This is a genomic window from Niveispirillum sp. BGYR6, from assembly GCF_027568365.1.
Lineage (GTDB): Bacteria > Pseudomonadota > Alphaproteobacteria > Azospirillales > Azospirillaceae > Niveispirillum.
Genome location: NZ_JANLNL010000005.1, coordinates 244,145 through 270,226, shown reverse-complemented (window position 1 = coordinate 270,226; position 26,082 = coordinate 244,145). Strand labels below are relative to the sequence as shown.

Annotated in this window: 25 protein-coding genes; 9 read left to right on the top strand and 16 right to left on the bottom strand. The window is 64.2% G+C overall.

Annotated elements, in window-relative coordinates:
• Positions 1-28: 28 nt before the first annotated feature.
• From PCJ49_RS13775 to PCJ49_RS13765, 3 genes are read right to left on the bottom strand one after another with little or no spacing between them, the layout of a single operon-like run.
• Positions 29-1,252, bottom strand: a complete 1,224-nt coding sequence (locus PCJ49_RS13775) for an EAL domain-containing protein (protein ID WP_269911403.1) — start codon at positions 1,250-1,252, stop codon at positions 29-31.
• Positions 1,253-1,261: 9 nt separating this feature from the next.
• Positions 1,262-2,347, bottom strand: a complete 1,086-nt coding sequence (locus tag PCJ49_RS13770) for a quinone-dependent dihydroorotate dehydrogenase (protein WP_269911402.1) — start codon at positions 2,345-2,347, stop codon at positions 1,262-1,264.
• Positions 2,347-2,718, bottom strand: a complete 372-nt coding sequence (locus tag PCJ49_RS13765) for a DUF952 domain-containing protein (protein WP_269911401.1) — start codon at positions 2,716-2,718, stop codon at positions 2,347-2,349. The genes PCJ49_RS13770 and PCJ49_RS13765 overlap by 1 nt, the downstream gene beginning before the upstream one ends.
• A 255-nt stretch (positions 2,719-2,973) precedes the next feature.
• Here PCJ49_RS13765 and PCJ49_RS13760 point away from each other — a divergent pair, with 255 nt between their 5' ends.
• Positions 2,974-3,198: a hypothetical protein gene (locus tag PCJ49_RS13760; protein WP_269911400.1), complete on the top strand. Its 225-nt coding sequence runs from the start codon at positions 2,974-2,976 to the stop codon at positions 3,196-3,198.
• A gap of 111 nt (positions 3,199-3,309) precedes the next feature.
• On the opposite strand, the gene PCJ49_RS13755 is transcribed toward PCJ49_RS13760, so the two are convergent.
• The 4 genes from PCJ49_RS13755 to PCJ49_RS13740 all read right to left on the bottom strand — a co-directional run bounded on the left by PCJ49_RS13755 (position 3,310) and on the right by PCJ49_RS13740 (position 8,239).
• Positions 3,310-3,777, bottom strand: a complete 468-nt coding sequence (locus PCJ49_RS13755; RefSeq protein ID WP_269911399.1) for a cell wall hydrolase — start codon at positions 3,775-3,777, stop codon at positions 3,310-3,312.
• Positions 3,774-4,082, bottom strand: a complete 309-nt coding sequence (locus tag PCJ49_RS13750) for a hypothetical protein (protein WP_269911398.1) — start codon at positions 4,080-4,082, stop codon at positions 3,774-3,776. The genes PCJ49_RS13755 and PCJ49_RS13750 overlap by 4 nt, the downstream gene beginning before the upstream one ends.
• 303 nt (positions 4,083-4,385) lie before the next feature.
• A complete protein-coding gene (gene terL / locus PCJ49_RS13745; protein ID WP_269911397.1) occupies positions 4,386-5,867 on the bottom strand; it encodes a phage terminase large subunit in 1,482 nt (493 codons plus the stop codon).
• Positions 5,864-8,239 (bottom strand): glycosyl hydrolase family 28-related protein, encoded by a 2,376-nt coding sequence (locus PCJ49_RS13740; RefSeq protein WP_269911396.1) that lies wholly within the window; start codon positions 8,237-8,239, stop codon positions 5,864-5,866. The genes terL and PCJ49_RS13740 overlap by 4 nt, the downstream gene beginning before the upstream one ends.
• Positions 8,240-8,424: 185 nt before the next feature.
• Between PCJ49_RS13740 and PCJ49_RS13735 the strand changes: the two genes are divergently transcribed.
• Positions 8,425-9,000 carry a hypothetical protein gene (locus PCJ49_RS13735; RefSeq protein ID WP_269911395.1) on the top strand — a complete coding sequence of 192 codons (576 nt, stop codon included), beginning with the start codon at positions 8,425-8,427 and terminating at the stop codon, positions 8,998-9,000.
• Positions 8,997-9,284, top strand: a complete 288-nt coding sequence (locus tag PCJ49_RS13730; protein WP_269911394.1) for a hypothetical protein — start codon at positions 8,997-8,999, stop codon at positions 9,282-9,284. The genes PCJ49_RS13735 and PCJ49_RS13730 overlap by 4 nt, the downstream gene beginning before the upstream one ends.
• A 15-nt stretch (positions 9,285-9,299) precedes the next feature.
• Here PCJ49_RS13730 and PCJ49_RS13725 read toward each other — a convergent pair whose 3' ends face one another.
• From PCJ49_RS13725 to PCJ49_RS13705, 5 genes are all read right to left on the bottom strand, one after another.
• On the bottom strand, positions 9,300-9,845 hold the full coding sequence (locus tag PCJ49_RS13725; protein ID WP_269911393.1) for a hypothetical protein: 546 nt from the start codon (positions 9,843-9,845) through the stop codon (positions 9,300-9,302).
• A complete protein-coding gene (locus tag PCJ49_RS13720; RefSeq protein WP_269911392.1) occupies positions 9,845-11,752 on the bottom strand; it encodes a hypothetical protein in 1,908 nt (635 codons plus the stop codon). Before PCJ49_RS13720 ends, PCJ49_RS13725 begins: the two co-directional genes overlap by 1 nt.
• Positions 11,749-12,321: a hypothetical protein gene (locus tag PCJ49_RS13715; protein ID WP_269911391.1), complete on the bottom strand. Its 573-nt coding sequence runs from the start codon at positions 12,319-12,321 to the stop codon at positions 11,749-11,751. The genes PCJ49_RS13720 and PCJ49_RS13715 overlap by 4 nt, the downstream gene beginning before the upstream one ends.
• 183 nt (positions 12,322-12,504) lie before the next feature.
• Complete coding sequence (locus PCJ49_RS13710; RefSeq protein ID WP_269911390.1) at positions 12,505-12,774, bottom strand: hypothetical protein; 270 nt, start codon at positions 12,772-12,774, stop codon at positions 12,505-12,507.
• Between the two features lie 64 nt (positions 12,775-12,838).
• Positions 12,839-13,657, bottom strand: a complete 819-nt coding sequence (locus PCJ49_RS13705) for a phage capsid protein (RefSeq protein WP_269911389.1) — start codon at positions 13,655-13,657, stop codon at positions 12,839-12,841.
• A gap of 369 nt (positions 13,658-14,026) precedes the next feature.
• Between PCJ49_RS13705 and PCJ49_RS13700 the strand changes: the two genes are divergently transcribed.
• Both PCJ49_RS13700 and PCJ49_RS13695 read left to right on the top strand, forming a co-directional pair.
• On the top strand, positions 14,027-14,770 hold the full coding sequence (locus tag PCJ49_RS13700) for a hypothetical protein (protein WP_269911388.1): 744 nt from the start codon (positions 14,027-14,029) through the stop codon (positions 14,768-14,770).
• A gap of 253 nt (positions 14,771-15,023) precedes the next feature.
• Positions 15,024-15,485 carry a hypothetical protein gene (locus PCJ49_RS13695; protein WP_269911387.1) on the top strand — a complete coding sequence of 154 codons (462 nt, stop codon included), beginning with the start codon at positions 15,024-15,026 and terminating at the stop codon, positions 15,483-15,485.
• A gap of 153 nt (positions 15,486-15,638) precedes the next feature.
• On the opposite strand, the gene PCJ49_RS13690 is transcribed toward PCJ49_RS13695, so the two are convergent.
• Positions 15,639-16,952 (bottom strand): UbiH/UbiF/VisC/COQ6 family ubiquinone biosynthesis hydroxylase, encoded by a 1,314-nt coding sequence (locus tag PCJ49_RS13690; protein ID WP_269911386.1) that lies wholly within the window; start codon positions 16,950-16,952, stop codon positions 15,639-15,641.
• Between the two features lie 271 nt (positions 16,953-17,223).
• On the opposite strand from PCJ49_RS13690, the gene PCJ49_RS13685 reads away from it, so the two are divergent.
• The 4 genes from PCJ49_RS13685 to PCJ49_RS13670 all read left to right on the top strand — a co-directional run bounded on the left by PCJ49_RS13685 (position 17,224) and on the right by PCJ49_RS13670 (position 22,511).
• Positions 17,224-17,562 (top strand): P-II family nitrogen regulator, encoded by a 339-nt coding sequence (locus PCJ49_RS13685; RefSeq protein WP_089288556.1) that lies wholly within the window; start codon positions 17,224-17,226, stop codon positions 17,560-17,562.
• 571 nt (positions 17,563-18,133) lie between these two features.
• Complete coding sequence (locus PCJ49_RS13680; RefSeq protein WP_269911385.1) at positions 18,134-19,345, top strand: aminotransferase class I/II-fold pyridoxal phosphate-dependent enzyme; 1,212 nt, start codon at positions 18,134-18,136, stop codon at positions 19,343-19,345.
• A gap of 29 nt (positions 19,346-19,374) precedes the next feature.
• Complete coding sequence (locus PCJ49_RS13675) at positions 19,375-22,017, top strand: DNA translocase FtsK (protein ID WP_269911384.1); 2,643 nt, start codon at positions 19,375-19,377, stop codon at positions 22,015-22,017.
• Between the two features lie 92 nt (positions 22,018-22,109).
• Positions 22,110-22,511, top strand: coding sequence for a group II truncated hemoglobin (locus PCJ49_RS13670; protein ID WP_153206262.1), 402 nt, complete (start codon positions 22,110-22,112; stop codon positions 22,509-22,511).
• Positions 22,512-22,518: 7 nt separating this feature from the next.
• Here PCJ49_RS13670 and PCJ49_RS13665 read toward each other — a convergent pair whose 3' ends face one another.
• The 3 genes from PCJ49_RS13665 to PCJ49_RS13655 all read right to left on the bottom strand — a co-directional run bounded on the left by PCJ49_RS13665 (position 22,519) and on the right by PCJ49_RS13655 (position 26,008).
• Positions 22,519-23,142: a hypothetical protein gene (locus PCJ49_RS13665; protein ID WP_269911383.1), complete on the bottom strand. Its 624-nt coding sequence runs from the start codon at positions 23,140-23,142 to the stop codon at positions 22,519-22,521.
• Positions 23,143-23,240: 98 nt separating this feature from the next.
• The gene (locus tag PCJ49_RS13660; RefSeq protein WP_269911382.1) at positions 23,241-24,818 is read right to left on the bottom strand and encodes an MFS transporter; all 1,578 of its coding nucleotides are present in this window, start codon (positions 24,816-24,818) and stop codon (positions 23,241-23,243) included.
• Entirely contained in the window at positions 24,815-26,008 is a 1,194-nt protein-coding gene (locus tag PCJ49_RS13655; protein ID WP_269911381.1) for an HlyD family secretion protein, read from the bottom strand. The genes PCJ49_RS13660 and PCJ49_RS13655 overlap by 4 nt, the downstream gene beginning before the upstream one ends.
• Positions 26,009-26,082: the final 74 nt, after the last annotated feature.

Sequence of the window (26,082 nt, the reverse complement as noted above, 5' to 3'; positions counted from 1 at the left end):
GGGGCGGGGCGGGCGTTAAGCCAAACCGCTACCCCTGCTTCTTGGCCAATCGCGGCTCGCCGAACAGATAGCCCTGGCCGAAATCGATATAGAGGTCCAGCAGCTCGATCAGCTGGGCATCGGTCTCAATCTTTTCCACGATCAGATCGATATTGGCGCGGTCCAGTTCCTGGCGCAGGTCGCGCACGGCGCGCGGGTCGGCGAAGCGGCCATCGGGGTCCAGCAGGCGGGCGGCATCCAGCTTCACATGGCGGATATCGTGGCGGGCCAGCTCCGACCAGTCCATCTCCAGCCGCCAGACCTGATCCATGGAGAATCGAAAGCCCAGCCGCCGCAGCCCATCCAGAAAGCCGGTGGCGAACAGGCCACCCTGCATCAGCTGATCCTGGCTCAGTTCAAAGATCAGTTTGGAGGCCAGATCGGGATGCTGGCCCATATAGGAGACGAATTCCCGCATGAAGCCGGCATCATTCAGCGTGGCGGTGGAGATATTGCAGAAGAAGCCGACATTCTGGTGCCGCTTCTCCGTCTCCCGCACCAGCTGGATGCAGCGGAACAGCAGCAGATTGTCGATGGTAGCGATCAGCCCCGCCTCTGCCGCCACGCCCAGATATTGTTCGGGCAGCAGGTAAAGCGGCTTGCCATCCGCCCCCTCCCCCGCCCGGATGCGGGAAAACAGCTCGTAATAGCGATGCCGGCGCTGCGGCAGGCTGACCACGGGCTGTAAGAAGATATCCACCTTGTCGGTGCGCAGGGCATCGCGCACCTGATCCAGGATGGCAGCGGCATCGGCCGCCGGGGGCGGATAGGATGGAAGGGGGGCCGGTGCCGCCGTCAGCGGGGGGCGGGCGGGTGCCATGCGGGGGGCTGCTGGCGCGTCAGCCGGGGCACTGCGCAGCGGCGGCAACTGGCCCGCCAGCTGTTCCAGCACCCGCGCTTCCGACAGCACGGCCTGCACCTCCCCGCGCGCCAGGGGCTGGCCATCCTCCAGCCGGCGTTCCAGGGTCACCACCATTTCCATCACCGCTTCCTGCTGTTCGCGCAGGTGCCAGAGCCGGCGGTCATTGCGTTCCTGGGCATCCTGGCGGGCCCAGAATTCATGCAGCAGACCGCCGAAGGTGAGGATGACCAGACCAAACAGGATGCCGGTATGCCGGTCCATCCCCTCCACCGACAAGGGCAGGGTCAGCGCCACGGTAACGGCCAGGGCCACATAAACACCGGCAAAGACAAGGTGGCGGAACCAGCGCATGGGCAGTGCCTATTCCTGGGCTGTGCGGCGGGGTGCGCGATGATCGGCCCCCACGGCTTCCGCCACCGTGAGGTAACCATCGGCAGCCAGCAGGCGCGCCAGCTCCGCCTTGACCCGGCCCACCAGCCCCGGCCCTTCATAGACCATGGCGGAATAGAACTGCACCAGGCTGGCCCCGGCGCGGATCTTGGCATAGGCATCCGCACCCGAGGCAATACCGCCCACGCCCACCAGCGGCAGCCGTCCGCCCAGCAGGCGGTAAAATTCGCCCAGCACGCGGGTGGAGGGCGCCATCAGCGGCGCGCCCGACAGACCGCCGGCCTGGGATGCCAGTTCCGCCGGAATATCGGCCGGGCGGGCCAGGGTGGTGTTGGAGACGATCAGCCCGTCAATGCCGCTGTCCAGCACCACCGCGGCAATATCGGCCTTGTCCTCCTCTGTCAGGTCGGGTGCCACCTTCAGCAGCAGCGGCGGGCGCGTGCCCGACCGGGTGCGCGCTTCCAGGCACTGGCCCAGCAGATGGGCCAGCGCGTCGCGCGATTGCAGCGTACGCAGGCCCGGCGTGTTGGGGGAGGAGACATTGACCACCAGATAATTCACCAGCGGGGCCACCCGTTCGATACAGGCGACATAATCGGTGGCGGCGTCCGCCGTCTCCTTGTTCTTGCCGACATTGCCGCCGACAATGCCGGGGCGGCCATGGCGCTGGCGCAGATGGGTGCAATAGACATCCAGCCCGGCATTGTTGAAGCCGAACCGGTTGATCACCCCGCGCACGTTGGGCACCCGGAACAGCCGGGGCTTGGGGTTGCCATCTTGCGGGCGGGGCGTGACCGTGCCGCATTCAACAAAGCCGAAGCCCAGGCCCAGCATGGCGTCCGGCACCTCGGCATTCTTGTCAAAGCCGGCGGCCAGCCCGACCGGGTTGGGGAAATCGATCCCGAAGACGCGGGTGGCCAGCACAGCCGGATCGCGCCCGCCCAGCGGCGGCATCAGGCCGGTCTTCAACGCCTTGATCGTCAGGTTATGGGCCTTTTCCGCATCCATCGCCATCAGCAGCGGGCGGGCCAGATGGTAAAGGTTGAAACCGGCCATCACACAGCCTCCCCGGCAGCAGCGGCCGCCACATGGGCCGGCATGATATGCAGACCATCATCGCCCAACGGCAGCGGATCGACCCGCAGCACCGCACCCGGCAGCAACGGGCCGTAAAGATGGGGGAACAGTTGCCCCCCGCGTGAGGCTTCCCATTTCAGGGCATCGCCGCAGGCAGCCGCATCCACGGTCAGCAACAGCAATCCTGTCTGGCCCGTGCGGTGACGGGCGGCACTTTCCGGCAACTGCGCGGCGGTGGAGAAATGGATGAAGCCATCCGCCTGATCCTGGGAGGAACCATCATAGCGGCCGGCGGTCTGGGCCGCCTGCCATTCCAGGCTGCGGCACATGTGAAAGATGGGGTGAGCCATTTTGTCCAATCAGGCGGGGCTGTTCCGGATGCGACCGACACCCTAGCTATAATGCGTTGATTTCGCCAGACCGGTGGCGTGATCGGCAGGGCTGGATTTAATCCCCCCATCAGGGTTGCAACGGGCCCCCTATACGAATGTCGGGTTAAGGTATCGGACCTCTATACGTCCGAATAGTAGTAATGAACCAGTTTATCAGCATATAGTTCAGTCATGGCCAATGGCCGACCGGACAGCGCCAAATTAAGGAATGCCATGATGAAAGATGCCGCCCGTTCCCTTCAGGCCGTGAATGATGCCGCGTTGAGCGAGCGTATGCGCCAGGCGCTGAACGAGGTGGAGCAGATGGGCATTCGTGGCCTGACGGCCGTTCCGGTCAAACCAACCCAGGAAATGCTGACGGCAGGCGCGCAGGCCGGCAGCATCAGCATCGAGGCGGCGATGGCGGTTTACACTGCCATGTTGCGCGCCGCTGATTGATGCAACCTTCAGCGCGGTTTTGTGTTCCTGTTCTCGTAGTCTCTCTTCTCTCCCTGTTCTGACCTTAACGCCGCCGGGGTTAGCCACCCCAGCGGCGTTTTCTTTTATGCATTATTGCTGGTGACCCGGGGCAATTACATAGAAGATGATGCCAGAGACTTCTGCAACCGGTTTGGCCCTGGCCTCCCAGGCCGGCAGGTCGCCGCTGGCATGAAAACAGGTGGCCCCCCGGCTGGGGTCGGGCTGGCCGGGGGGTGGGGTCATGGCCCGCCGGGCAATGCGCAGGGCCATGGCAAAAGTGGGATTGCGGCTGTCCGCGTCCTGCATGGCCGTGTTAAGCGGATGAAAGGGCAGCTGGCAGGCAAACAATTCCCCATCGCGCGCCACATGGCCGGGGCTGACGCCCAGCAACCGCGCCCGGTTGACCGCCATGGCGGCCAGCGCCTCCATCGCCCGCACGCCCAGCGCCGCCGCCGTGGCCCAGATGGAACGGGCCAGTTCATAGGCGGGGTCACTGCTGCTGATGCGCGGCGGGGGCAGGGGTGCGGCGCTATCGGGGGTCAGACAGGGCCGGCTCATCGCACACCGCCATCGGCCAGACGGCCATCCAGCTTGGTTTCGATGCGCAAAAGATGGCTGGTCAGCCGGTCCTCCAGCGCCTTCACATCGGCGATGGAGGCATAGTTCTTGGCCACTTCCAGCTTATAGGCGGCCAGCGCCTCCCGCAGCTGGGCTGAGGTGGTTTCCAGCCCCCGCCGCAGCGGGTCGAGGGCCTGTTCATTCTCCTTGCGCGTCTGCTGCACCATCCAGAACAGCCCGGCCAGCGCCGGCAGTTCAATGGCGGTGATCCACCAGATCAGATCAAGGGTGGGGGCGGGGTTCATTTTGGGGGACTCCTGATTGGGGGGATGTTGGTGATGATCCCACCAAGGCCTATCGGCGCTGCCCTTGGAGATTTTCCGCACGAATTCCACCCATTCTCCCGTCACCCCGGCGAAGGCCGGGGTCCAGAATCACAGGCACTCTGCCTTACGAAACTGGACCCCGGCCTTCGCCGGGGTGACGGTGGATGATAACGGGAAACCAACGGTCAACTTCTTGAACAGGCGTCGACAGGCAAAGGCGGGACCAATGGAAGCGATGGGGTGACAAAAGAAACCGGCACAACAGGGGGCACGCGCCCCCCGTCACACCGCGAAATCCCCCGCCACCATCACCAGTGACCGGGCCGGTCGGTTCTCGGGCAGTTGCGGGGGGCAGGCCAGGATGGCGCCGGCGGCGGCGTCCAGACCGTCATCATGGCCCTTGCCGCCGGGCCGCCATTCCCGCATTTCCGCCAGGAAGGGCGTGCCCAGCGCGCTGTCATGGATGAACAGGTCACCGCGATAAAGCGGGGCATCCAGGGCCGACAGGATGCGTTCCTCCTTGGGCCGGTTGGAGTTTTCGGCCATCACCCGCGCCTTCAGCCCGCGTTCCGCCAGCACGCCGCGCAGGGTTTCCGGCAGGAAGGAGCCGATGCCATTGGCCTCCACATGCACAGTGGGGATGGCATGGTCAGCCACCATGTCGGCGATCTGGCCGCATTGCACGGCCCCGGCCTGTTTCTCCATTCCCGCCGGCACCGCCAGATAGCGGATGCGGTGCAAGAAGAACCGGCCCCTGCCGTCCTCGCCGAGCAGTACGGCGACACTGCCGTCACCAGCCTTGCGGGCATTGCGGCGGCGGGTTCCCAGTGCGGGATCCCACCACAGGCGCAAAGTGCGCAAGGCCCGGTCCGCCAGCCGGAAGCGGGTTTCTCCACCGGCCTGGATGATCTGCAATTCCGCCTCATAGGTTTGCAGCCGTTCCGGTTCCAGCCGCCCATCCTCGGTCGACACCGGTATCAGCAGCATCTGGCTGGTGAATTTGTTCGGCCCGTTGCGGCGGCGGATATTCTCAATCACCTCCGGCGGGAAGCGTTCCGGCCAGGCGGACATGCCGTCCGCATTCAGCACCGGCTTTTCCAGCCGGGCGAACCCGTCCAGAAACGGCACCTCCTCCCCCAGTTCCGCACAGGGGATACGGCTGTAGATGGAATGGAACGTGTGCGGCGTGCCGATATAGAGCACCAGCCCCTGCGGGGAGATCACATTGGCAATTTCCGCCAGACGCTGGCGCAAACTGGCCCGTTTATCGGCACTGTTGGCGCTGTTGGGCACCTCCACATCGTCACAGACAATGATATCGGCATGGGAACCGGTGAAATTCGCCGTCACCCCCTTGGCCGCCATGGATGGATCACGATCCACGCGGCTGCGGGCAATGATGAATTCTTCCGCCCCCCACAGTTCCGGTTTGGCCGGCTTCAGGCCCTGACAGGCGGGGTGACGCTCCACCACCAGCTTGACCATGCGCACCATCTTCTTGGCCAGGTTATAGTCGGCCGCCAGCACCAGCACCCGCCGATCCGGGGCCAGATAGAGCAGCCAGGTGCAGAACAGTCCGATCAGGGTGGATTTGCCGCTGTTGCGAAAGGCCAGCAGCAGCAATTCCCGCTTTCCCTGCCGCCACTGCTCTTCCAGCCAGTGGCAGATATCGGCGTGCAGGCTTGGCATCTCCCGCCCCTGCTCCTTGTTCCAGACTGCGACGAATTGCTGGAAATCCAGCATCTCAGGCGGGGGCGCTGTCATCGGCAGCGCCCGACCAGATGCCAGGCCGCCCCGTTGGAGAGCGCCACCACCCCGTCATACTGGGCCGCCAGCGTCACCCGCCCACCATCCGGCCCAGTCGTGCCATCGCCGCTGCTGATGGTGACGGGATGGCTGCCGGGGTCGGTCTTCTTGATGGTGACGGCGATGCCGCTATTGCCGGCGGATGGTGCCGGCAGGCGCACCTCCACCGGGCCGGCATAGGCCGACACCAGATAGAAAGCCGCCCCCAGATCGGGCTGGAACAGGCCCGCCGCTTCATGGAAATGCAGCGGGGCCGGGCTGCGGCTGGCGGCTGTCACCCACCAGCCGGCCCCGTTGGAAAACACCCGCACATAGTCATAGCGCTTGCCCAGCCGCCAGACGCGGCCATCCGGCCCGGTGCCGCTGGCAGCGGTCACCGTCACCACCCCGGTGCTGTCATCCGATTTCTTGATGGTCAGGCTGCGGCCCACGGCGTGGCTGGCCGATGGGCTGGGCAAGCGCACCTCCACATCGCCATCAGCCCCGCTGATCAGATAGAGCGCCTTGGCCAGATCGGGTTCGAACAGCCCGGCCTGATCGCGGAATTCCGCATTGCCGGGCTGGGCCGTTCCCCCGGTGACCCACCAGTTGGCCCCGTTGGAAATGACGGACACGCTGTCATAGCGGCTGGCCAGCACCACCGGCCTGCCATCCGGCCCCGGCCCACCCAACTCCGTCACCCGCACCGGGTGGGCGCTGGCATCGGTCTTCTTGATGGTCAGCATCCGGCCATTGGCGGTACCGGCGGCCGGCAGGCGGAATTCCACCTCTCCCCCGAAGGCCGAGACAAGGTGGGAGGTGGAGGTCAATTCCGCCTCCACCAGCCCGCCGGCTTGCGGTTCCACATAGTTGGTGTCGACGCTGAACCCCTCCACCCGCAGGTCGGTGATGTGGGTTTCCTTCAACAGGTTGCGCAGCGGATAGCCGGCATTGACGGCAGTATAGGCGCGCTTGCCCGTCGGGTCCCAGATGGGCTGGCCGGCGGTGGCGCTGAACAGGTTGACGATACCACTGTTCTGGCTGCCATTATCGATGCGGATGCCGGGTAAGGCGCCTAAGCTTTCCGCATAGAAATTGACGATCAGATTCTGGTCTGTCGCCGCCCCCAGCCGCATACAGGCTTCCGCCCCTGGATGCAGGTTGGCCTCGCAATCGGTGAAGGCATTGTTGAACCGCCCGGCGGAAACAAAGAAGCCGCAACCCGTCATCGGGGCCGACAGGCTATAGACGCGGACATCCTGGAACTTGTTGGCGTTGGGCGTGTCGCCATCGCCTTCCACCGTCAACAGCACGCCATGCAGGGCGGGACGGGCCACCAGCACGCGGGCGATATGGTTCCAGTAACAGGGGCGGTTGGTATCGTCATAGCCATCCAGCACCAGCCCGATCAGGCTGTCCCAGATGGAAATATTCTCCACCACATTCTTCACCGCCGGCCCGTCACGGCCATAGATCTTCACACCAGACGCCCCGCCGACAATGCGCAGGTTGCGGAGTGCTGCATAGCCATCCACCATCTCCACCGCGTTGAACTGGCTGGGATATTCCGGCAGGTTGACGGGGTCATAGGCACTGGCGCGCGCCTGGATCACACTGCCCTCCCCCTCCCCATACAGCGTCTGGCCATAGCCCAGCGTGATGGTGGCGCTGGTGCGATAGGTGCCGGCGGGCAGAAAGACGGAGCGATGGGCGGCCAGTGCGGCCAGGATGGCACCGGTATCATCAGCCACCCCATCGCCGACGGCCCCGAAATCCCGCACGGAAACCAGATCGCGCAGCTTGTCTGCCACCGGGCGGGCCACGGCCCCGGCCCCATGGGCGCTGGCCTGGGCGGTGGTGGGCAAGGCATCCAGGCCCAGCGCCACCGGGTTGCCGGCCTCATCAAAGCCCAGCGCCTTGCCGGCCCGCACCTCCCGCCCCGGCAGCAGGGGAGAGGCCGGCAGGTCGGTGGCGGCCAGTTTCAGCATCTTGTCCTGGTCGGCGGCCAGTTGCTGCACCATGGCGGTCAGCCGGTTCAACTGGGCATTCAGGCTGCGGGCGGAAATCGCCCCGCTTTCCAGGAAATCGGACTGCCGGTCCAGTGAGACACGGCGCTGAATGGTGATGCGGCTGCCGGCGGCCGGCGGGGTGGCGAAGGTCACCGCCCCGCCGGCCGGCTCCCCCAGCCCGTCCAGGCTGTAACCCATGGTGACGGGCGCATCATCCAGATGCAGGGTCAGGTCCGCCGCCGCATAGACGGGAAAGGCAAAGGCAAAGCGGCTGGCCACGCCATCCGCCAGATAATGCACGCGCGGGCTCACCGCCGGCACGGGGATTGTGTCGGTTGTCATGGGGGGATTCCTGGTTGGCTTGTAAGGGAGCGACGGTCAGAAGACTGTCGATGAAAAGCGGCGAAAGAACCCGCCATCCCCAAGATGGCGTCTTTGCCCAAACAGATTACCGCTGCTGAACGGTTGAATAGAGAATCACCAGAGAGGAGAAAGACATCAGGCAATTTCTCACTGGAGAAAAGCAGATGCCCATATTGACTGGCCCCGGACCCTATAGGTCAGTTTCTGATCAGGAGCTTCTGCACATATTCTATCTGAAGCCCATTCGGATTTTTCTCATTGAACTCATCCCCATCGAAGCATCGCCGCCACCGGGCTTCGATGACCCCAGAATAATACCGCTCTTGCGGCGGATGCTCTATCTGCGCCGCCTGGATGCGGCTGACTTACGAAATCTGGCGGAGGAGATTGCCGCACTGCAGAGGGATCGGAACATGATCGCCATATCGGCAAGGCTGCTGTCATTGATGCGAGACGTTTTTCGCTCTCCCTGGGCATTCCCCGCGCTTTTGGAGACTCGAGACGTCTTGGCGTACCATGCTGCTTTCCAGGGGGTTGCTGAAGTTACGAGCGTTACCTCAAACGTCACTGCTGCCACGCCAACTGCTATTGCTTTGAACCGTTTGGGAAAATTCGCGGGTGCAGTGGTTGCACACACCACATATATGTCCATTTTAACAAATCGATATTACAGCGTTTATTTGCAGAAAATGGACAGAGAACTGAATCTCCGCGGCTTCAATACGGAGATAATGGAATGATGAAACCAGAATCCAAACTATCTTTCTTTATAATGAATTTTCTTATTTTCTTATCCAATTGTGTGTTTTTGTATTTTATAGAAAAAGAATACCCAATAAGCGCAGGAATCATATTTCCATCCACCTTAGCTGGCATCGCTATCAGCGCCATTTTTCAGCGCCTGCGTTTCGGGCGGGAGGAAGGCTGGCGTATCCGATACGCGCCATCGGTTTTCCTAGCATTCAACCTGGGCTTCGATCTGATGTTTGTGCCGATGGCGCTGTTCGGCCCACACGGAGGGTGAACTCAACGCACCCCCCTACCGCCGCGCCAGCCGCTCCAGCCGCTGGCGTTCCTGCAGCTCCGACAGTTCCAGCAGGTTGCGCTGATATTCGCTCTGTTGCTGCTGTTCCAGCGCCTTGATCCGCAGGGCGTTCAGCCGGTCGGCATCGGCTTTCTCCTCCCCCGCCTCCTGCATCTGGCCCAGCAGGATCGCCTCCCCCGACCCATCGGCGGTGGAAATCCCCTGTGACCCCAGTTGTGCGCGGGTGCGGCCCACCGCCCGGCGCAGCGCCTGCTGGCGCTTGCGTTCGTCGGCGGCGGCATTGGTGGCGATCTGGTCGGCCTGGTTCTGCACGTTGGCCCGCAACGCCACACTGTCGGCATCCTGGCGGGCGCGCAGGCTGTTCAGGGCGGATTGCTGGCGGTCGGCCAATTGCCGTTCCGCCCGGTGTTCATTGGCCCCGGTCAGGTCGCGCACCTGATCGATGGTGCCTTTCACCGTATTGACGCCGGAAAGCACGGTCTGAACCGGGGTGGTGACGGCGGACAGGGCGGAAAGGGCGGGGGTGGTGATACCAGCCATCAGTCGTTCACCTTCATCTCTTGGGTCACGGACAGCAATGTGAAGGGCAGCGGCCGGTCCTCCATGATGCGCCAGGGCGGGCGCACCGGGTCCAGCGACCAGCCCAGCGTGGCGATGCGTTTTTCCCCGGTGAAGGGGGGTGGGGCCGTATCGGTCAGGGTGGGCACGGCCAGGGGGCCGGTGGTCCGCCGCAGCGGCACCTCCACCGGCCCCCGTCCCAGGTCGGCGCGCAGCAGGGGCGTGTCCTTCAAGCGAAAGGTCACGGCCAGCAGACGGGCGCGCCGTCCCTGTCCCTCCGCCGCCACGGGGTTGGGCGGCATGGGTTCGATAATATGGCTGAAGGGCAATCCCGCCTGGATGCTGCGGGCCGCTTCCGGCAGGCGGATGCGACCGGCCGCCACCGGCCGGTCAGGCATCAGCTTGCCATCAGCCAGCACGCGGGCCTTGCGCCCATCCAGATGGTCCAGCCCCTTCCAGCGGCTGGTGGCGCTGTCGGCCGATCCGGTCAGGCCGCTATCCACGCCCAGCGTGGCATCCCAGGCCTCCACCGCCACCGCCCCGTCGCGTTCGACCAGCCAATAGATCACCCCGCCCACCAGCGCGATGGAGAGGATGCGGCCCTGCGTGGTGATGCGCGTCCAGGCGCTGACCTGTTCGGCGCGGTAGAGCGTCAGCGCGGCCAGCGTGCCATCTTCCTGCACCGCCAGCAGCAGCCGACGCCCCGCATCATGTTCCAGTTCCACCGTGCCCGGCAGCAGATGGCGGGCCATCAGTGACAGGTCGGTGGCGGCATAGGAACGATCCAGATCAGTCCAGAGAAATTCGCGGATGCTGCCATCGGCGGCGGCAAAGATGGTGGCGCCATCCACTTCCCTGGGCGGGATTTGCCGGCTGGCCGGGCTGCCGATGCGGGTCTGCCGGTCCAGCCGGATGGCGGCGGGGGTCAGCGGTTCCCCCGTCACCGCCCATTCGCCGCCGGTGGTGAAGACCTGCAGATGCCGGCCGGAGAAGATGCGGCGGATCGGGTTCACCTCATCCGACAGGATGGCGAATTCAATGGCGCTGTCATCTTCCCCCTTGCCCAGGTCGAAATTGAACAGGTCGCCGGATTTGGACAGCCACAGCCGGTTGGGCAGGTCGCGCGACCCGCCAATGACCAGCCGGTCCTGGTGGAACCCCACGCTGACCGGCCAGCCGCGCATGGCGGAAAAGGCGGCCTCATCCCAATCCGCCGTCGGGTTCAGATGGGGCAGGCTGTCCACCACATCCCATTCCACCTCTGTGGGGGAGCGCACGGCGGCAATCCGCCCCGGCTGGCGATGCACGCGCAGCGCCATGCCTTCATGCCCGACGCCGAAGACCGGGGCCGACGCCCGCAGCCGCACCCGCCCGGTCAGGGCCGAGGGCGTCAGCGTCACCGACGCCTCGGCAAAGCGGTAAAAGGGGATGCGGGGCCGCCCTTCCTCCTCCACAAAGCTCCAGGGCTGCAACCGCCATTGGTCAGCCCCCAGCCGGGTCAGCCGTTGTGGTGGCACCTCTGGATGGCAGACCAGCAGCACGTCACCACTCTGCGCCCATTGGATGGCGGGCAACTGATCCAGGGTCCAGGGCGTGGGCAGGCGGGCCAGCACCGCATCATTGGCGAAGATGGTGACCTCCCGGTCGGTAAAGGCCAGCAGATGCGTCTGTTGGGTGGAAAAGGTGAAGGCGACCAGCCGGCCCCGCCCCGCCAGGCTGGCGATGAAGGCCGTACCGGGCCGGCGGGTGACGCCGCCGGTCGGCTCCACCAGCACATTGGTCAGGTCCAGCGCGCCATTGTCAAAGGCGCGCAGATCGCCACGCCCCAGCAGGGCGCGGCTGACACAGCCACCGGTAAAGCTGGTTTTGACGGGGCGGAGACGGGTCATGTGAATCGGGCCTCAATCAGGGAGAAATCGGTAAAGCCGGGCTGGCTGTCCTGCCCGGCATCAATCAGCCGGGCACGGCGGAATTCCGTTTCCGCCAGCCGGTTCAGGCTGTCGGCACGGCCGCTGTTTTCCGTCAGCGGCACACAGAATTCCGCCGCCAGCCGGGCGATCAGCGCCTGGGTGAAGAAGGCGGGGAACGTCTCCTCCGCCACCCGGGCGATATAGGTCAGCACCACAGCGGGCGCGTCGCAGAGCAACGCCGCCCCCTGGATACGGTATTCCAGCCCCCGCCCGCGCCCGGCGGTGCCCAACGACAGGGCGCGCAGGAAATCATCCGGCAGGGCGAAACCATGGGCGAAATCGGCAGGCGGGGGTGCTGCCAGCCGTGCCAGGGGAGCCTGACGGGTAGCAAAGCTCCAGCCATTGGCGGCCAGCAGCGCATCACGGCAGCCGGGATAAAGCCCGGCGGCCAGTTCGGCCTCCGCCGTGCCATCCTGAAAACTGGCAAGCGGGGCCGCCCCGATCTTCATCAGGGCGCGGGCACACAGCCCGACGGCGGGGTCGGTCATGGGGGAAACCTTTTTGTGGGGGGCCACCCGTTCTCCCCTCTCTCAACCGTCACCCCGGCGCAGGCCGGGGTCCAGCATCGTAGAGCGAAGCGCCTGTGGCCCCTGGCCCCCGGCCTTCGCCGGGGTGACGGTGGGAAATGCGATGTGGATATGCAAATAGAAGCGACAGGCCACCGCCCCCCTTTAATCGCTGTCCACCGCCCCCACTTGCGTCAGGTCGGACACGTCCACCGTGCCGCCGCTATTGGCATTGACCAGCAGGATGCCGGCAACCGGCGTACCACCGGTGCCAGTATTGGCCATGATCATGTCGCCCAGCCGCAGCATGTGGCTGGCCGCGTTGAAATAGCCCGTCACCCGCACAGATGTGTGGGCATCGGGCGTGGTGTAGTGCCAGAGCGTGAAGCCATTGGCATAGGCCAGCACGCCCAGGTCTTTCGACAGAAAGGCCATGGATCAGGTTCCTTAGGTAAAGGCAGAAGACACAGCAGACGGGCGGTAGCACCGCCCCCGCCGCTTATTCCTTGCAGGCCAGCGTCACCACGCCGTCGCCATCAATCAGGCAGGCGCCCTGCGACATCATGTTGTTGACGAAATGGGCGGCCCGGTCGCCATGCCAGGTGACATCGGTGGACACGTCCGCCCCGCTGGCATGGCCGATGGCGGTGCGGTGGTACCAGTGGCAGAGCCGGGCACCGCTGCCTGTGCGCGTCAATCCGGAATGCGGCATCCACAGCGTGCCCAGCCAGCGCTTGGCCTGGGTGCCGCGCCAGGGCAGTTCGCCATCGCCGACATAATTGGCATTGGCAAATTCCTCGATCCCCAGCAGCTGGCTCCATTGTTTCCAGCCGACAATAGCGAAGCGCTGGCCATCATCGGGCACGTCGCTGCCGCCCAGCAGCTCAAACGCCGTCAGCACCTTGTCGCGGGTCAAGCCGTCGCTGTCGGCCCCGGCCAGCCGGGTATTCTTATCCAGCTGGGCGATGATCAGCTCATCCGTCTTGCGGCCCAGCGCATAGGCGCCGGCATTGGCGATCACGCCGCGCTCGTCACCGTTGGTCTTCAGCTCATCCAGCTTATCGACCCAGTCGCCGGCATAATAATCGGCCAGCAGACATTCCACGCTGCCATGATCGACATTCATCACCGGCACCGGCGCATTGCGCGCCTTGGTGGCGGCGGTGCCCTTGCCGACCTTCTGGAAGGTCGTGCTGGCGCCCTGAACCGTTCCTTTCGACCGCACGGTGGCGCGCAGCTTGGACCCCTGGCGCTGATAGGCTTCATGCACTTCGCGTTCGAACTGCTTCACAAAGGCCTTTTCAATATCGATGGCCATGCTCTGGATTTCCTTCCTATGGAACAGGCAGCCATGCGCGGTTGCCGGGCGCCAGAAGGCGCATCCGACCGGTATCAGTGCTGCGGGAATGGGGGGCCTCACCCTGTCTTCCCAAAAGACCGCCGATGAAGCGGGGCGACGGGCACCATGCGGCACCCGGCGCTTATCCATCGCCGGCGGCAGTGGGGAACAGGGGAGCGGACAGAGGATCACCGCCCGACCCGCACCAGGCATGGTTCGGGCGTTGACAAAAACAGTTATAGGATATCGATCCTAAATCCGTCAATCAAAAATCCATCGCCCTGAAGCCCTTCTCCTTTTGGAGACAAGATGGCATCCTAGAACCATCACTACCAAGGGATGCAATCCATGGAAATCTATCAGCCGAACCTGTTCGTCCCGACCTATACCCCGATCGAGCGGACAGATTGGCGGATTTCCATCAACGCGATGGTTTTGTCCAAAGGCTATTGGAGCCCGGCCCGCCTGTGCCTCAACATGGCCGCCCTGCTGCGCCGGGGGCCGGATGGGCAGATGGAAACCTGGATGTCCACCAGCCCGATGGAGCTGGAAAGCCAGGAACTGGGTTGTCTTGCGGCATCCGGCCATGTGGTGGTGATGGGCATGGGCATGGGTTGGGCCGTGGCCAATACCGCCCTGAACCCGGCCGTCACCCGCGTCACCGTGGTGGAAATTGATCCCACCGTGCTGGAAATCATCCGGGAACTGGGCGTTCTGGAACAATTACCGCTGGCGGCGCAGGCGAAAATCCAGATCGTGCCGGGGAGCGCCTATGAATATCGGCCCGACCAGCCGGTGGACCTGCTGATGCCGGATATCTGGTTGCCATTGATGAATGACACGCGGCTGGCAGAGGTGGGGCAGATGGCCGCCAACTGCCAGCCCAAGCAGATTTATTTCTGGGGTCAGGAAATGGAAATCGCCCGCCATGCCCGCGCCCGTGGCATCGCGCTGGATGAGGCCGGGGTGCAGCAGGTGATTGACGGTTTCGGCCTGCCCCTGCTGGTGCCGGCAGGGGTGGATTACCCCGCCCTGATCGGGCGGGCGGCAGAGGCCTGGATGCGCGACCGCTGGCTGCCCGCCGTGGCGTGAGGGCCCGCGCCGTTGACCCCGATGCAGGCGGGTGATCAGGCTGTCGAAGGCCGTGGAATGGGAGCTTGCATCCGGGGCCGACTATGGGTATTGGCCCTGCGGACGATTACATAGGTGGCTATGCGCTTAGGCTATCACGGATAAACCGCTGATCTTATTGGATTTCAGTTATATCCTTTAGCAATATTTTTAGTATGGTAAAAATTTTCATAGAAAAGCGATGGAATATACAATGCTGCGAAACAAACAGAACATGACGAATGTTAGCTTTAATAGAAAAGAAAAATTCTCATTAAGTTTTTTACCCATCACAATTTTATCATTTATTATAACAATTTTCTTTATTTTTCAGCCTATTTTTTGGATTTTTACATTTAAACTTCAATCATGCGAGGTTATGTCGGAAAATATCGGCCCATCTCACAATGGGATGCAGATCGTAATGATCAATAAATTATGCGATGGCATCGCCAGTTCAGACGACATGTCAATAGCAATAAATATGCCTGACGGAAGTAAAAATGTGATAATGGATTATGGCACTGCCTATTCATTTACAAAAAATGAAAATGAAGTATATCCAAATATTGTATGGGATAATGATACATCAATTTCAATATCAATAGGCTCTGTTTCTTATTTAAGAAAGAAAACGAACTCTGTTAATGGGATAGATATTCACTATAATGTTGGAATAATAATGTTTAATGAATAATAGTTTATAGAAATTCCAATGATATCAACGCCCCTAATTCACAACCGTTGGCACCGTGCCGACCGCCGCCGTGCCGCTCATGCGGCGTAGCCAAGCCAGAAGTCGGTGCATTTGATCGACGGGCGGCGGGATTTGGCACGGGTATTGTGACGCTTACAGCGCCTCCCCCCGCACCAGCCGGGGCAGTTCGCCGACAATGCCCATGGCGTGGCGCATGAACAGCTTTTTCATCGGCTGCAACGGCGGCAGCCGGTCAATCGCCGCCATGCCCAGCCGGCGGGCATGGGCCAGCGGGGCGATATCATTGCTGAACAGACGGGTCAGCGTGTCGGTGGTGGCCAGCAGCGACACCGTGTCGAACCGGCGCCAGCGCTGATAGCGTTCCAGCACATCCGCTGCACCGGGGTCCAGCCCGACCCGGATGGCATCCACCACCACTTCGGCCAGGGCCGCCACATCGCGGATGCCGACATTCAGCCCCTGGCCGGCGATCGGGTGCATCCCATGGGCGCTCTCGCTCACCAGCGCCAGCCGCGTGTCGGTATAGCGTTCGGCATGGGACAGGCCCAGCGGCCAGGACCAGCGGCCCGGCACCGGCGTCACCCGGCCCAGCCAGTCGCCCACGCGGGCCTGCAGCTCCGCCTGGAAGCGGGGCTCGGGCAGGTTCATGTAGAAATCCACCATCCGCGACCGTTCGGTCCAGACGATGCTGGTATGGTGCCCGCCGGCCAGCGGCAGCATGGCAAAGGGGCCGGCGGGCAGGAACAGTTCCACCGCCACCCCGCCATGATCAATCTCATGCTGCAACGTGCAGACAATGGCGTGCTGCTGATAGGACCAGCCGATCTGGCGGATGCCGGCATGGTCGCGGCAGAAGCTTTTCTTGCCATCCGCCCCCACCACCAGCCGGCCGGCCACGCGCCGCCCATCGGCCAGCGTAACCAAAACACCGCCGCCATCGCGCACCATGCCGGTCACCGCCATCGGTGCCAGATGGGTGACGGTACCCGCCAGCTCTGCCAGCCGGCGGAACAGAGCGCGGCGCATATGCCGATTCTCAATGATCCAGCCGAAGGGCTGGTCCCCCACCTCCCGGTGGTCATAATGCAGGAACAGGGGCGAATTCTGGTCCGTCACCCGAATGTCCAGCATCGGCCCGACCTGGCCATCCAGGTGCTGCCAGATGCCCGCCCCTTCCAGCACCATGCCCGATCCATAGGCGATGGCCGTGGTGCGCCCGTCAAAATCAGGCAGCAACTGGTCGTCTGGCGCGTCCCGGTCGATGACAATGCAGGGCACGCCCGCCGTGCCCAGGGCACAGGCCAGCGTCAGCCCGGCCAGACCACCGCCGACAATGATGATGTCGGCCTGCAGGTCGGCACCGGTCGCCAGGGACGGGGACGGGCGGTGACCGGCGGTGCCGCTGGCGGGGGCGTCGGTCGGGCGGGTTGTGTCATGCGTCGTCATAAGGCGCAGAATTAGGCACTTGTCGCAGCTTGTCCAGACCGCCATCGGTCGCATCTGACAAACAACCGCGACATGCCCAAATTTTAGCCAGACCGCGCCACCATCTGCGCCCATTACGGGCAGTGTTCCGTTATTTTTGCCCGTCTATGGCGGAAAATGGCTGCGGCACGTTTCTTGTAAGTTATCATCACTACGCGCCGGGGCCACAGCAGCGGCCAGCGCCGGGAACCAGTGGTTGATACCTGTTCACGCCAGAGGAAGGGAGAGCGCAATGAAGCTCGTCATGGCCATCATCAAGCCGTTCAAGCTGGACGAGGTGCGCGAGGCCCTGACGGCGCTCGGCATCCAGGGCCTCACCGTGTCAGAGGTCAAGGGCTTTGGCCGTCAGAAAGGGCAGACCGAGATTTACCGTGGTGCGGAATATTCCGTCAGCTTCCTGCCCAAGGTGAAGGTGGAAGTCGCCGTCACGGATGAGCTGGTGGACAGCGTCGTTGATGCCATCCAGAAGGCCGCCAATACCGGCCGCATCGGCGACGGCAAGATCTTCGTGCTGGACGTGGTGCAGACCGTGCGCATCCGCACCGGCGAGCAGAACGCCGACGCGCTGTAATTTCTTTATAGCCGGGCGGACCTTGCCAAACTGTCAAAGGCTTGTCCTTTGGCAGTTTGGAGGCTGGCGACCGCCAGCCCGGCGCCCATGCGCCGCAAGCCAAGCCCGCGGATGCGGGCGCCCGGCGCTTGAGGGAAGATGAAATCTCTCTTGATCGCTCCGATCAAGAGAGATTGTGCCTAAACCGGCCGGGCGATCCCATCGCCCGGCCGGTTTCATTTCAGGACTCTGCCGTTAACCCATTCAAACTTCCCCTTCCATCCCAAGGGGATAAGCTGTGGATAACCCTGTTCGCGGAAGGTTCCATGAACGGTTTTTCCTGATTCGTTCACTAAAATTTCTGAATCAGATCAATGGCTTAGAAAAGTTTTCAACGTTTTTCTCAGTTTTTATCCACAAGCCTTTGGAATCACGGGACTCTCCACCCCTTTTGGTGGGGTGGCACCCGGCTTGTGCCGCGCAAGGCCGGCGGGTTACAATCAGCGCGGCCAGATGCCGGTGGTGAACCGGCATCACGAAGCGGTTCCAGATCCATAGGCATGTGATGCGTGAAGCGGACACGGGTGCTGTGATGCCCGCCCTTAATGACAGGCTGGGCGGCCTCAGCGATTATCCTTTCCCCCGGCTGGCGGCCTTGCTGGCCGATGTGAAGCCGCGTGCCAACACGCCCCCCACCATCCTGACGATTGGGGAGCCGCAGAACCAGCCGCCCGCCCTGATGCTGGAAGCGATGGCGGCGGCGTCCACCCTGTGGGGCAAATATCCGCCCGTGGCCGGCACACCGGAATTCCGCGCCGCCGTCTCTGCCTGGCTGAACCGGCGTTACCAACTGCCCCCCGGCATGGTGGAGGCCGACAGCGCCATCCTGCCGGTCAGCGGCACGCGCGAAGCGCTCTATCTGCTGGCCCAGATGGTGGTGCCGGCGGAGAAGGCGGGCAGGAAGCCGGTGGTGCTGATCCCCAACCCGTTCTACGCCGTCTATCAGGGCGCGGCCGTGATGGCCGGGGCCGAACCGGTCTTCCTGAATGGCACGCGCGAAACCGGCTTCCTGCCCGATCTGGATGCGGTGCCAGAGGAGACCTGGGCGCGGACATCGCTGTTCTATCTCTGCACCCCCGCCAACCCGCAAGGGGCCGTGGCCAGCCTGGATTATCTGAAGCGCGCCATCACCCTGGCGCGAACCTTCGGATTCGTGCTGGCCATCGATGAATGCTATGCGGAGCTGTGGGACAAGGCGCCGCCGCCGGGCGGGCTGGAAGCGGCGCTGGCCCTGGGGGGCAGTCTCTCCAACCTGCTGGTTTTCCATTCGCTGTCGAAACGGTCCAGTGCGGCTGGGCTTCGTTCCGGTTTCGTAGCGGGTGATACGGATTTAATCCGCACATTTACCCGCTTGCGTAACTATTCCCTGCCGGGGGTGCCGCTGCCATCCATGGCGGCAGCCACCGCGCTTTGGCAGGATGAAACGCATGTGGAACTGAACCGGCAGCTGTACCGTGCCAATATCGATGCGGCGGAGGCGGCCCTGGCCGGAAGGCTGGGCTTTTACCGCCCCGATGGCGGCTTCTTCCTGTGGCTGGATGTCGGCGATGCCTGCGGCAGCGGGGAGGAAGCGGCCCGGCGTCTGTGGCAGGAAGGGGCGATCCGGGTGCTGCCCGGTGCCTATCTGACCCAGCCGGACGCCTCCGGCTATAATCACGGGCATCGCTATATCCGCGTCGCCCTGGTGCATGATACCGAAACCATGGCCCGGTCGCTGGACCAGTTGGGCCGCATCCTGGCCTGATCCATCCGGTTTGGAAGCAGCAAGAGAGCATGATGTCGAGCCGCCCCGCCCCCCGTTCCCCCCAGACCGGCCGCCCTACCGGGCCACGCGGTGCGGCCCCCGGTCCGGCCGCTGCCCCCGCACCGGCACGCGGCCTTTCCAAGGGGCGGCTGCTGCCGGAAGGCACGCTGGTGTTTTTGAAGCGCCGGCTGCGGGAAGCGGGCGGGCTTGGCATTCTCGGGTTCGCCCTGGCCCTGTCGGCTGCCCTGGCCAGTTATAACTCACGCGATCCCTCCTTCAGCACGGCGGTGCCGAACGAGGCGGCGCTGGTGCGCAACATGCTGGGCCTGCCCGGCGCCTATACGGCCGATCTGCTGTGGCAGACGCTGGGGTTCGCTGCCTTCAGCATCGTTTTCATCACCGGGGGCTGGGGCCTGTCGCTGCTGCGGCATCGGGCGATCCGGCAATGGCCCTGGCGGATTCTGGCCGCCATGCTGACCGTGCTGCTGTCGGCCATGCTGCTGATCGCCATCACCGGCGCGCCCGCCGCCGGGGGCAGTGCCGGGCTGATGCTGATCAACCCGCTGGCCCGGCTGGCGGGCGATCTGCTGGGGGTGCTGGCCCTGCCCGTGCTGGCGCTGGCCCTGCTGCTGCCTTTCCTGCTGGCGCTGCTGGCCGCCCTGGGCATCCGCCTGTCCACCGCGCGCGACTGGCTGACCGATCTGCGCCGCTGGTGGAAGGTGCGCAAGGCGGCGGCTTCGGCGGCCCCCGCCCCCGCCACCCGCTGGACCGATGACCCGGCGGCCGATCATCCCGCCGATGCGCCTGCCGGCCTGCTGGCCCGCTGGCGTGACGGGCTGGCCGGGTTGAAGGCCCGCCTGCCCGGCCGCCGCGCGGCAATCCCGGCAGCGGCCCCCATCGCCAGCGGCACTCGTGCCGCCCCCAGCTTCGGTAATATTCCGCCCGCCCCCGCTGATGAGCTTCCCCTGGCCGCGCCCCCGCCGCCGCCGGCCCCGACCGCCCCCGCCCCCAGCGGGGCAGAGGAACGCCGCCGCCCCGCCCCGGTGGTGGAACGCGGGCCCAAGCCCATCCTGCCGGACGTGGCCCGCAAGATGGAAAAGGCCCGCCAGCCCGGCCTGCCGATGGAAGCGGAAATTCGCGGCGATCATGAATTGCCGCCCGTCGACATCATGCAGATGCCACCCCCCGGCATCGGCCCCGCCATGGATGAGGCGGCGATCCAGCGCAATGCGGAGATGCTGGAGACGGTGCTGGATGATTTCGGCGTGCGCGGGCAGATCGTCAAGGTCAGCCCCGGCCCGGTGGTGACCCTGTATGAACTGGAACCCGCCCCCGGCGTGAAATCCGCCCGCGTCATCGGCCTGGCCGATGATATCGCCCGGTCGATGAGTGCGGTGTCGGTGCGTGTGGCCGTGGTGCCGGGCCGCAATGTCATCGGCATTGAAATGCCCAACCAGCGGCGCGAAACGGTGTATCTGCGCGAATTGCTGATGTCGGACGCCTATGAGAAGAGCCAGCAGAAACTGGCCCTGATCCTGGGCAAGGATATTGGCGGCGGGCCGATCATCGCCGATCTGGCCCGGATGCCGCACCTGCTGGTGGCCGGCACCACCGGTTCGGGCAAGTCGGTGGCCATCAACACCATGATCCTGTCGCTGCTCTACCGGCTGCCGCCGGACAAGTGCCGCTTCATCATGGTCGATCCCAAGATGCTGGAACTGTCCATCTATGAAGGCATTCCGCACCTGTTGGCCCCCGTCGTCACCGATCCGAAAAAGGCGGTGGTGGCGCTGAAATGGGCCGTGCGGGAGATGGAGGACCGGTACCGCAACATGTCCAAGCTGCAGGTGCGCAATATTGACGGCTATAATGCCCGCCTGCGCGAGGCCCGGCAGAATGGCGAGATCCTCACCCGCCGGGTGCAGACCGGTTTTGATCCCGACACCGGCAAACCGATATTCGAGGAACATCCGCTCGACCTGACGGAATTGCCCTATATCGTTGTCATTGTTGACGAAATGGCCGACCTGATGCTGGTGGCCGGCAAGGATATCGAAGCGGCCATCCAGCGACTGGCCCAGATGGCGCGTGCTGCCGGCATCCATCTGATCATGGCCACCCAGCGCCCGTCGGTGGATGTGATCACCGGCACCATCAAGGCCAATTTCCCCACCCGCATCAGCTTCCAGGTCACGTCAAAGATCGACAGCCGCACCATCCTGGGCGAACAGGGGGCCGAACAGCTTCTGGGCCAGGGCGACATGCTCTATATGGCCGGCGGCGGCCGCATCACCCGCGTCCATGGCCCCTTCGTCCGGGATGAAGAGGTGGAACAGGTGGTGCGCTTCCTGAAAGCCCAGGGTGAGCCCGCCTATGTCGATGCCGTCACCGAGGAAGAGGATGAGGAAGCCGGCGGCGGGGAGGATGGCGGCAGTGGTGGCGGCGGCGCCCTGGCCACCGGCGATGATCTCTATGATCAGGCCGTGGCGGTGGTGACGAAGGAAGGCAAGGCCTCCACCAGCTTCATCCAGCGCCATCTGCGCATCGGCTATAACTCCGCCGCCCGCCTGATTGAGCGGATGGAAAAGGAAGGCGTGATCAGCAAGGCCAACCATGCCGGCAAGCGCGAAGTGCTGGCCCGCAATATCGACGATAATGAACGGGTGAATTGAGGCTGCTGCCTGGGGCGGTGTGCCACATAGGGCCCCCTCCCCCCGGCTGCTATGCAACCTTCCCCCATCCAGCCGATGACCGGAATACAGGCATGAGCAGCGAGACCGAAGGCGCCGTCAGCATTTTTGACCATATTGGCGGGCAGCCGGTGGTCGACCGGCTGGTCGATTGTTTTTACGACCTGATGGACACGCTGCCGGAGGCGCGGGAGCTGCGCGCCATCCATGCCGCCGATCTGACGGAGACGCGGCGGGTGCTGAAGCTTTATCTGGCGCAATGGATGGGCGGACCGGGGGATTATTCGGCCGAACGCGGCCACCCCAGGCTGCGCGCCCGCCATATGGGTTTCCGGGTCAACCTGTCCGACCGCGATGCCTGGCTTTTATGCATGAAGCGCGCGCTGGACCAGACGGTGCCGGATGAGAAGGCCCGGCTGGTCATCCTGCGCGCGCTGGCCCCGCTGGCCGACTGGATGCGCAATGTGGAGGAATAGGATCAGGCTACCTTGACGGTGCCGCCTTCGCCTGCGGACAGCTATTTCCATAGGCTGTGGCATAGGGTGCATCAAAACAGCGGATGAACCCATCGAGAACATTGAGATTGGCCGGCCACTTAATGGAAGGGGCTTCCTTGAACTCCTCCTTGAACCAGGCAGGTTCCGGCAGGGAGGCCAGCCGTTGCCGCGCCGCCCGCAATCCCGCCAGATCGCGGTTCAGAAAGGCGATGGTTCCCTGGGCATATTCGTGAAAGCCCATTTCCTGGGTTCTTTGGGTGGGGGCCACGCCGGCCATCATCAGCGGGATCGCCAGCCGATAATCCCCCGCTCGCGCTTCCATCTGCCCGGCGTGCCAATACATGAGATGAATAAGTCCCTGCGGAATCCGCCCCCAATTCCGTTCAATATAGGTATTGATCAGGTTGGCCGTTGCCTTTTCGCAGCCTGTGCGGGCGGCAAGGGGACGCCAGCCGCCCTCCTTATCCTGATCGAACGCCTCCGGCGCCAGTTGCATCATTTTCTCGGTATCGACAGCACAGGCGGCGGTCCCACCCGATCCGCCCCCTGGCTGGGCAATGGCAGCAGTCACGGCCATGACCGTCACCACAGCAGAAAGCAGAAAACGCATGATCACCCTATTCCGTTAAGCGTGGTTGGCATTCCGGCAGAAGAGTGACTGCGTTTAAATGTGAATGCAATAGCACCAATAAGGCGAGCCCCCTCCCCTCACCGCCCCGCCGGGGTGAAGGGGGTGACCGGGGCCCGGCCGATCAAGGCGGTCAGCAGGATGGCCACCAGCGCCACCCAGAAGCAGAGCCAGAACCCGTCAATATAAGACAGCACCGTCGCTTCCCGCTGCACAAAGCCGGACAGGGTGGAAAGCGCCTTGGCCCCGGCATCCCCGGCTGTGCCGGCGAAACGGTGGGTCAACTGGCTCAGCAGGGCGGTCACGCCGGGATCGCCCTGTTCCACATGCAGGCCGATCAGGTTGGAATGCACCTGTTCGGACTGGCGCAGCCAGGTGCTGGTCAAGGCACCGGCCAGCGCCACCCCATCCACCCGCAGCACCTGGATATAGGCGGAAATGGCCGTGGCGCGGGCCGGGTTGACATTGGCCAGCGACAGCAACACCACCGGCAGGAAGGTGAAGCAATGGCCCAGCGACTGGATCAACACCATGCCGGTGAAATCCCCCGGCCCCCAATCATGGGTCAGCCGCGTGCCCATCCAGGCGGCCAGGGCGAAGGCTGCCAGCCCGATGGTGATCATCAGCCGCCCATCAATGCGGCCCAGCAGCCAGACGGAAAGCGGCATCATCAGGAACAGCGGCAGGGCCCCGTAATGCAGCAGGAACGGCCCCGTCTGTTCGGGCCGCAGATGCGCCACACTGGTCAGGAAATTCGGGATCAGGGTGGAATTGGAGATGGAGGTGACGGTGTAAAGCGTGGCCACCAGCAGGAACAGCCCGATATTGCGCGACAGCACCACGCTGGCACTGGCCCATGGCTGCGGCACCAGCGCCTCATTCACACAGAACAGTGCCAACAGCAGCACGCCGCCGGCCAGCAGCCCCACCACCAGACCCGATGACAACCAGTCCAGCCGATTGCCCTGATCCAGCCCGATATAGAGCATGGTCAGCCCGGCCCCGAACAGCAACATGCCGCCCCAGTCGGCCTCTGCCAGCAACTCCCGGTTGGCCGGTTCGCGCGGCGCCCCGTAATAGGCGCAGAGCGCCAGCAGCGGGGCCAGCACCACATCTTGCCAATAGAGCCATTGCCAGCCCCATTGCCCGACATAAAGCCCCACCAGTTCCACCCCGGAATTGATAGCAAAGGCCTGACGGAACACGTAGATGGCGATGGCCGGCGCCCACCATTTCATCGGCAGGTTCCGCAGAATGATGCTGATGGTGGCCGGCACAAACAGGCCCAGCAGCAGGCCCTGCACCACATGCAGCGCCAGCAGCGTGCCGGGGTCGCGCAGCAGCGGGATCGCCAGACAGAGAAAGGCATAGAGAAAGGCCGGCACCACCAGCACCCGGCGCACACCGAACACCACCACCAGCCAGGCGACACAAGGCGCGATGAAAATCTGCGGGGCCATGGCGACACTGTTCAGCCACGCCCCTTCATCCATGCCCAGGCCAAAGGCGCCGCGCAGATCGGCCAGCCCGGTGGAAAACAGGCGGGAATGGAAGTTGGTCATATAGGCGCCCAGCAGCACCGCCACCACCGCCAGCAGCGGATGGTGGGAGCGGCGGCCGACGGAAATCGGCCCGGCGCTGACCGGCTGGCTGGTCATGGTATGCGCTCCGCCACCTGGGGGGCCTTGTCATCCAGCGGCAGGGGTGTGCTGTCGGTGTGGATACGGGTTTCCACCGACATGCCGGGGCGCAGCCGCTCCAGAAGCTGCTGTCCCGGCTCCAGCTCAATCCGCACGGCAATGCGCTGCACCACCTTGGTGAAATTGCCCGTGGCATTATCCGGCGGCAGCAGGGCAAAGGTGGCACCGCTGGCCGGCGACAGAAGGGCGACATGGCCACGCAGCACCTGACCGGGGAACATATCCACCGCCACTTCCACCGCCTGGCCGGGGGCGACGCGGGTCAATTGGGTTTCCTTGTAATTGGCCACCACATGCACGTCGGGCAGCGGTACCAGGCTGATCAGGCTGCTGCCGACGCTGACATAATCGCCTTCATGCACCTGCGCTTCCCCCACCACCCCATCCACAGGCGCGGTGACACGGGTATAGGCCAGTTTCAGCCGGGCCGCCTGCAGGGTTGCCTCTGCCGCGCGCAGTTCCGCCGTGCGCTGCTGCTGTTGGCCGGCCAGCACATCCAGTTGGCGGCGCTGCGCCTGGGCGCTGGCCTCTGCCGCGCGGGCATTGGCGGCGGCCTTATCATGGTCGGCGCTGGCCTGTTCCACCTTCTGCCGGGTGCCGGCCAGCCCCCGGTGCAGCAGATCATCCTGGCGGGCGGATTCCAGCCCCGCCTGCCGCTGCGTGGCCCGCGCGGCCTGCAACTGGGCCTCTGCCTGGGCGATGCTGGCCTGTTGCAGGGCGATCTGGTTGGCCAGATTATCCAGCGTCGCCTGGGCCGAGGCGACGCCCGCCTCCGCCTTGGCCAGATCGGCCTGATGATCGGCCGGGTCGATTTCCAGCAGCAGGTCGCCTTTGCGGACCCGCTGATAATCCGTCACCGCCACATGGCGCACGGCACCGGCCACCCGCGCGCCCAGCCGGGTGACATCGGCGCGGATGCTGGCATTGTCCGTCACCTGCACATCCGCCCCGCCGACCCAGCCATCCCAACGGGCCGACACCACCAGCACCAGCGCCATCACGGTGGCCACCGCGAACAGGGGCACGGCCAGCCGCCCCACCGCCCCCGTCAGGGCCGAGCGCATATGCGCGCCCAGCGCCCCCGATTTGGGTTCATGGCGAGGAGGTTTCGAAGAAGAGGGCGGGAGAGACGGATTGTCGCTGGACATGGGGCTTCACCTTTGGCCAGAGCAGGGCCACTTATTATCTGTCTACTGATATTCAGTATGCTGAATAATGGTGG

What these genes read in the sequence shown, in the direction of transcription:
- PCJ49_RS13775 (WP_269911403.1), bottom strand. Translation starts at nt 1,252, where the DNA reads ATGCGCTGGTTCCGCCACCTTGTCTTTGCCGGTGTTTATGTGGCCCTG.
- PCJ49_RS13770 (WP_269911402.1), bottom strand. Translation starts at nt 2,347, where the DNA reads ATGGCCGGTTTCAACCTTTACCATCTGGCCCGCCCGCTGCTGATGGCG.
- PCJ49_RS13765 (WP_269911401.1), bottom strand. Translation starts at nt 2,718, where the DNA reads ATGGCTCACCCCATCTTTCACATGTGCCGCAGCCTGGAATGGCAGGCG.
- PCJ49_RS13760 (WP_269911400.1), top strand. Translation starts at nt 2,974, where the DNA reads ATGATGAAAGATGCCGCCCGTTCCCTTCAGGCCGTGAATGATGCCGCG.
- PCJ49_RS13755 (WP_269911399.1), bottom strand. Translation starts at nt 3,777, where the DNA reads ATGAGCCGGCCCTGTCTGACCCCCGATAGCGCCGCACCCCTGCCCCCG.
- PCJ49_RS13750 (WP_269911398.1), bottom strand. Translation starts at nt 4,082, where the DNA reads ATGAACCCCGCCCCCACCCTTGATCTGATCTGGTGGATCACCGCCATT.
- terL (WP_269911397.1), bottom strand. Translation starts at nt 5,867, where the DNA reads ATGACAGCGCCCCCGCCTGAGATGCTGGATTTCCAGCAATTCGTCGCA.
- PCJ49_RS13740 (WP_269911396.1), bottom strand. Translation starts at nt 8,239, where the DNA reads ATGACAACCGACACAATCCCCGTGCCGGCGGTGAGCCCGCGCGTGCAT.
- PCJ49_RS13735 (WP_269911395.1), top strand. Translation starts at nt 8,425, where the DNA reads ATGCCCATATTGACTGGCCCCGGACCCTATAGGTCAGTTTCTGATCAG.
- PCJ49_RS13730 (WP_269911394.1), top strand. Translation starts at nt 8,997, where the DNA reads ATGATGAAACCAGAATCCAAACTATCTTTCTTTATAATGAATTTTCTT.
- PCJ49_RS13725 (WP_269911393.1), bottom strand. Translation starts at nt 9,845, where the DNA reads ATGGCTGGTATCACCACCCCCGCCCTTTCCGCCCTGTCCGCCGTCACC.
- PCJ49_RS13720 (WP_269911392.1), bottom strand. Translation starts at nt 11,752, where the DNA reads ATGACCCGTCTCCGCCCCGTCAAAACCAGCTTTACCGGTGGCTGTGTC.
- PCJ49_RS13715 (WP_269911391.1), bottom strand. Translation starts at nt 12,321, where the DNA reads ATGACCGACCCCGCCGTCGGGCTGTGTGCCCGCGCCCTGATGAAGATC.
- PCJ49_RS13710 (WP_269911390.1), bottom strand. Translation starts at nt 12,774, where the DNA reads ATGGCCTTTCTGTCGAAAGACCTGGGCGTGCTGGCCTATGCCAATGGC.
- PCJ49_RS13705 (WP_269911389.1), bottom strand. Translation starts at nt 13,657, where the DNA reads ATGGCCATCGATATTGAAAAGGCCTTTGTGAAGCAGTTCGAACGCGAA.
- PCJ49_RS13700 (WP_269911388.1), top strand. Translation starts at nt 14,027, where the DNA reads ATGGAAATCTATCAGCCGAACCTGTTCGTCCCGACCTATACCCCGATC.
- PCJ49_RS13695 (WP_269911387.1), top strand. Translation starts at nt 15,024, where the DNA reads ATGACGAATGTTAGCTTTAATAGAAAAGAAAAATTCTCATTAAGTTTT.
- PCJ49_RS13690 (WP_269911386.1), bottom strand. Translation starts at nt 16,952, where the DNA reads ATGACGACGCATGACACAACCCGCCCGACCGACGCCCCCGCCAGCGGC.
- PCJ49_RS13685 (WP_089288556.1), top strand. Translation starts at nt 17,224, where the DNA reads ATGAAGCTCGTCATGGCCATCATCAAGCCGTTCAAGCTGGACGAGGTG.
- PCJ49_RS13680 (WP_269911385.1), top strand. Translation starts at nt 18,134, where the DNA reads ATGCCCGCCCTTAATGACAGGCTGGGCGGCCTCAGCGATTATCCTTTC.
- PCJ49_RS13675 (WP_269911384.1), top strand. Translation starts at nt 19,375, where the DNA reads ATGATGTCGAGCCGCCCCGCCCCCCGTTCCCCCCAGACCGGCCGCCCT.
- PCJ49_RS13670 (WP_153206262.1), top strand. Translation starts at nt 22,110, where the DNA reads ATGAGCAGCGAGACCGAAGGCGCCGTCAGCATTTTTGACCATATTGGC.
- PCJ49_RS13665 (WP_269911383.1), bottom strand. Translation starts at nt 23,142, where the DNA reads ATGCGTTTTCTGCTTTCTGCTGTGGTGACGGTCATGGCCGTGACTGCT.
- PCJ49_RS13660 (WP_269911382.1), bottom strand. Translation starts at nt 24,818, where the DNA reads ATGACCAGCCAGCCGGTCAGCGCCGGGCCGATTTCCGTCGGCCGCCGC.
- PCJ49_RS13655 (WP_269911381.1), bottom strand. Translation starts at nt 26,008, where the DNA reads ATGTCCAGCGACAATCCGTCTCTCCCGCCCTCTTCTTCGAAACCTCCT.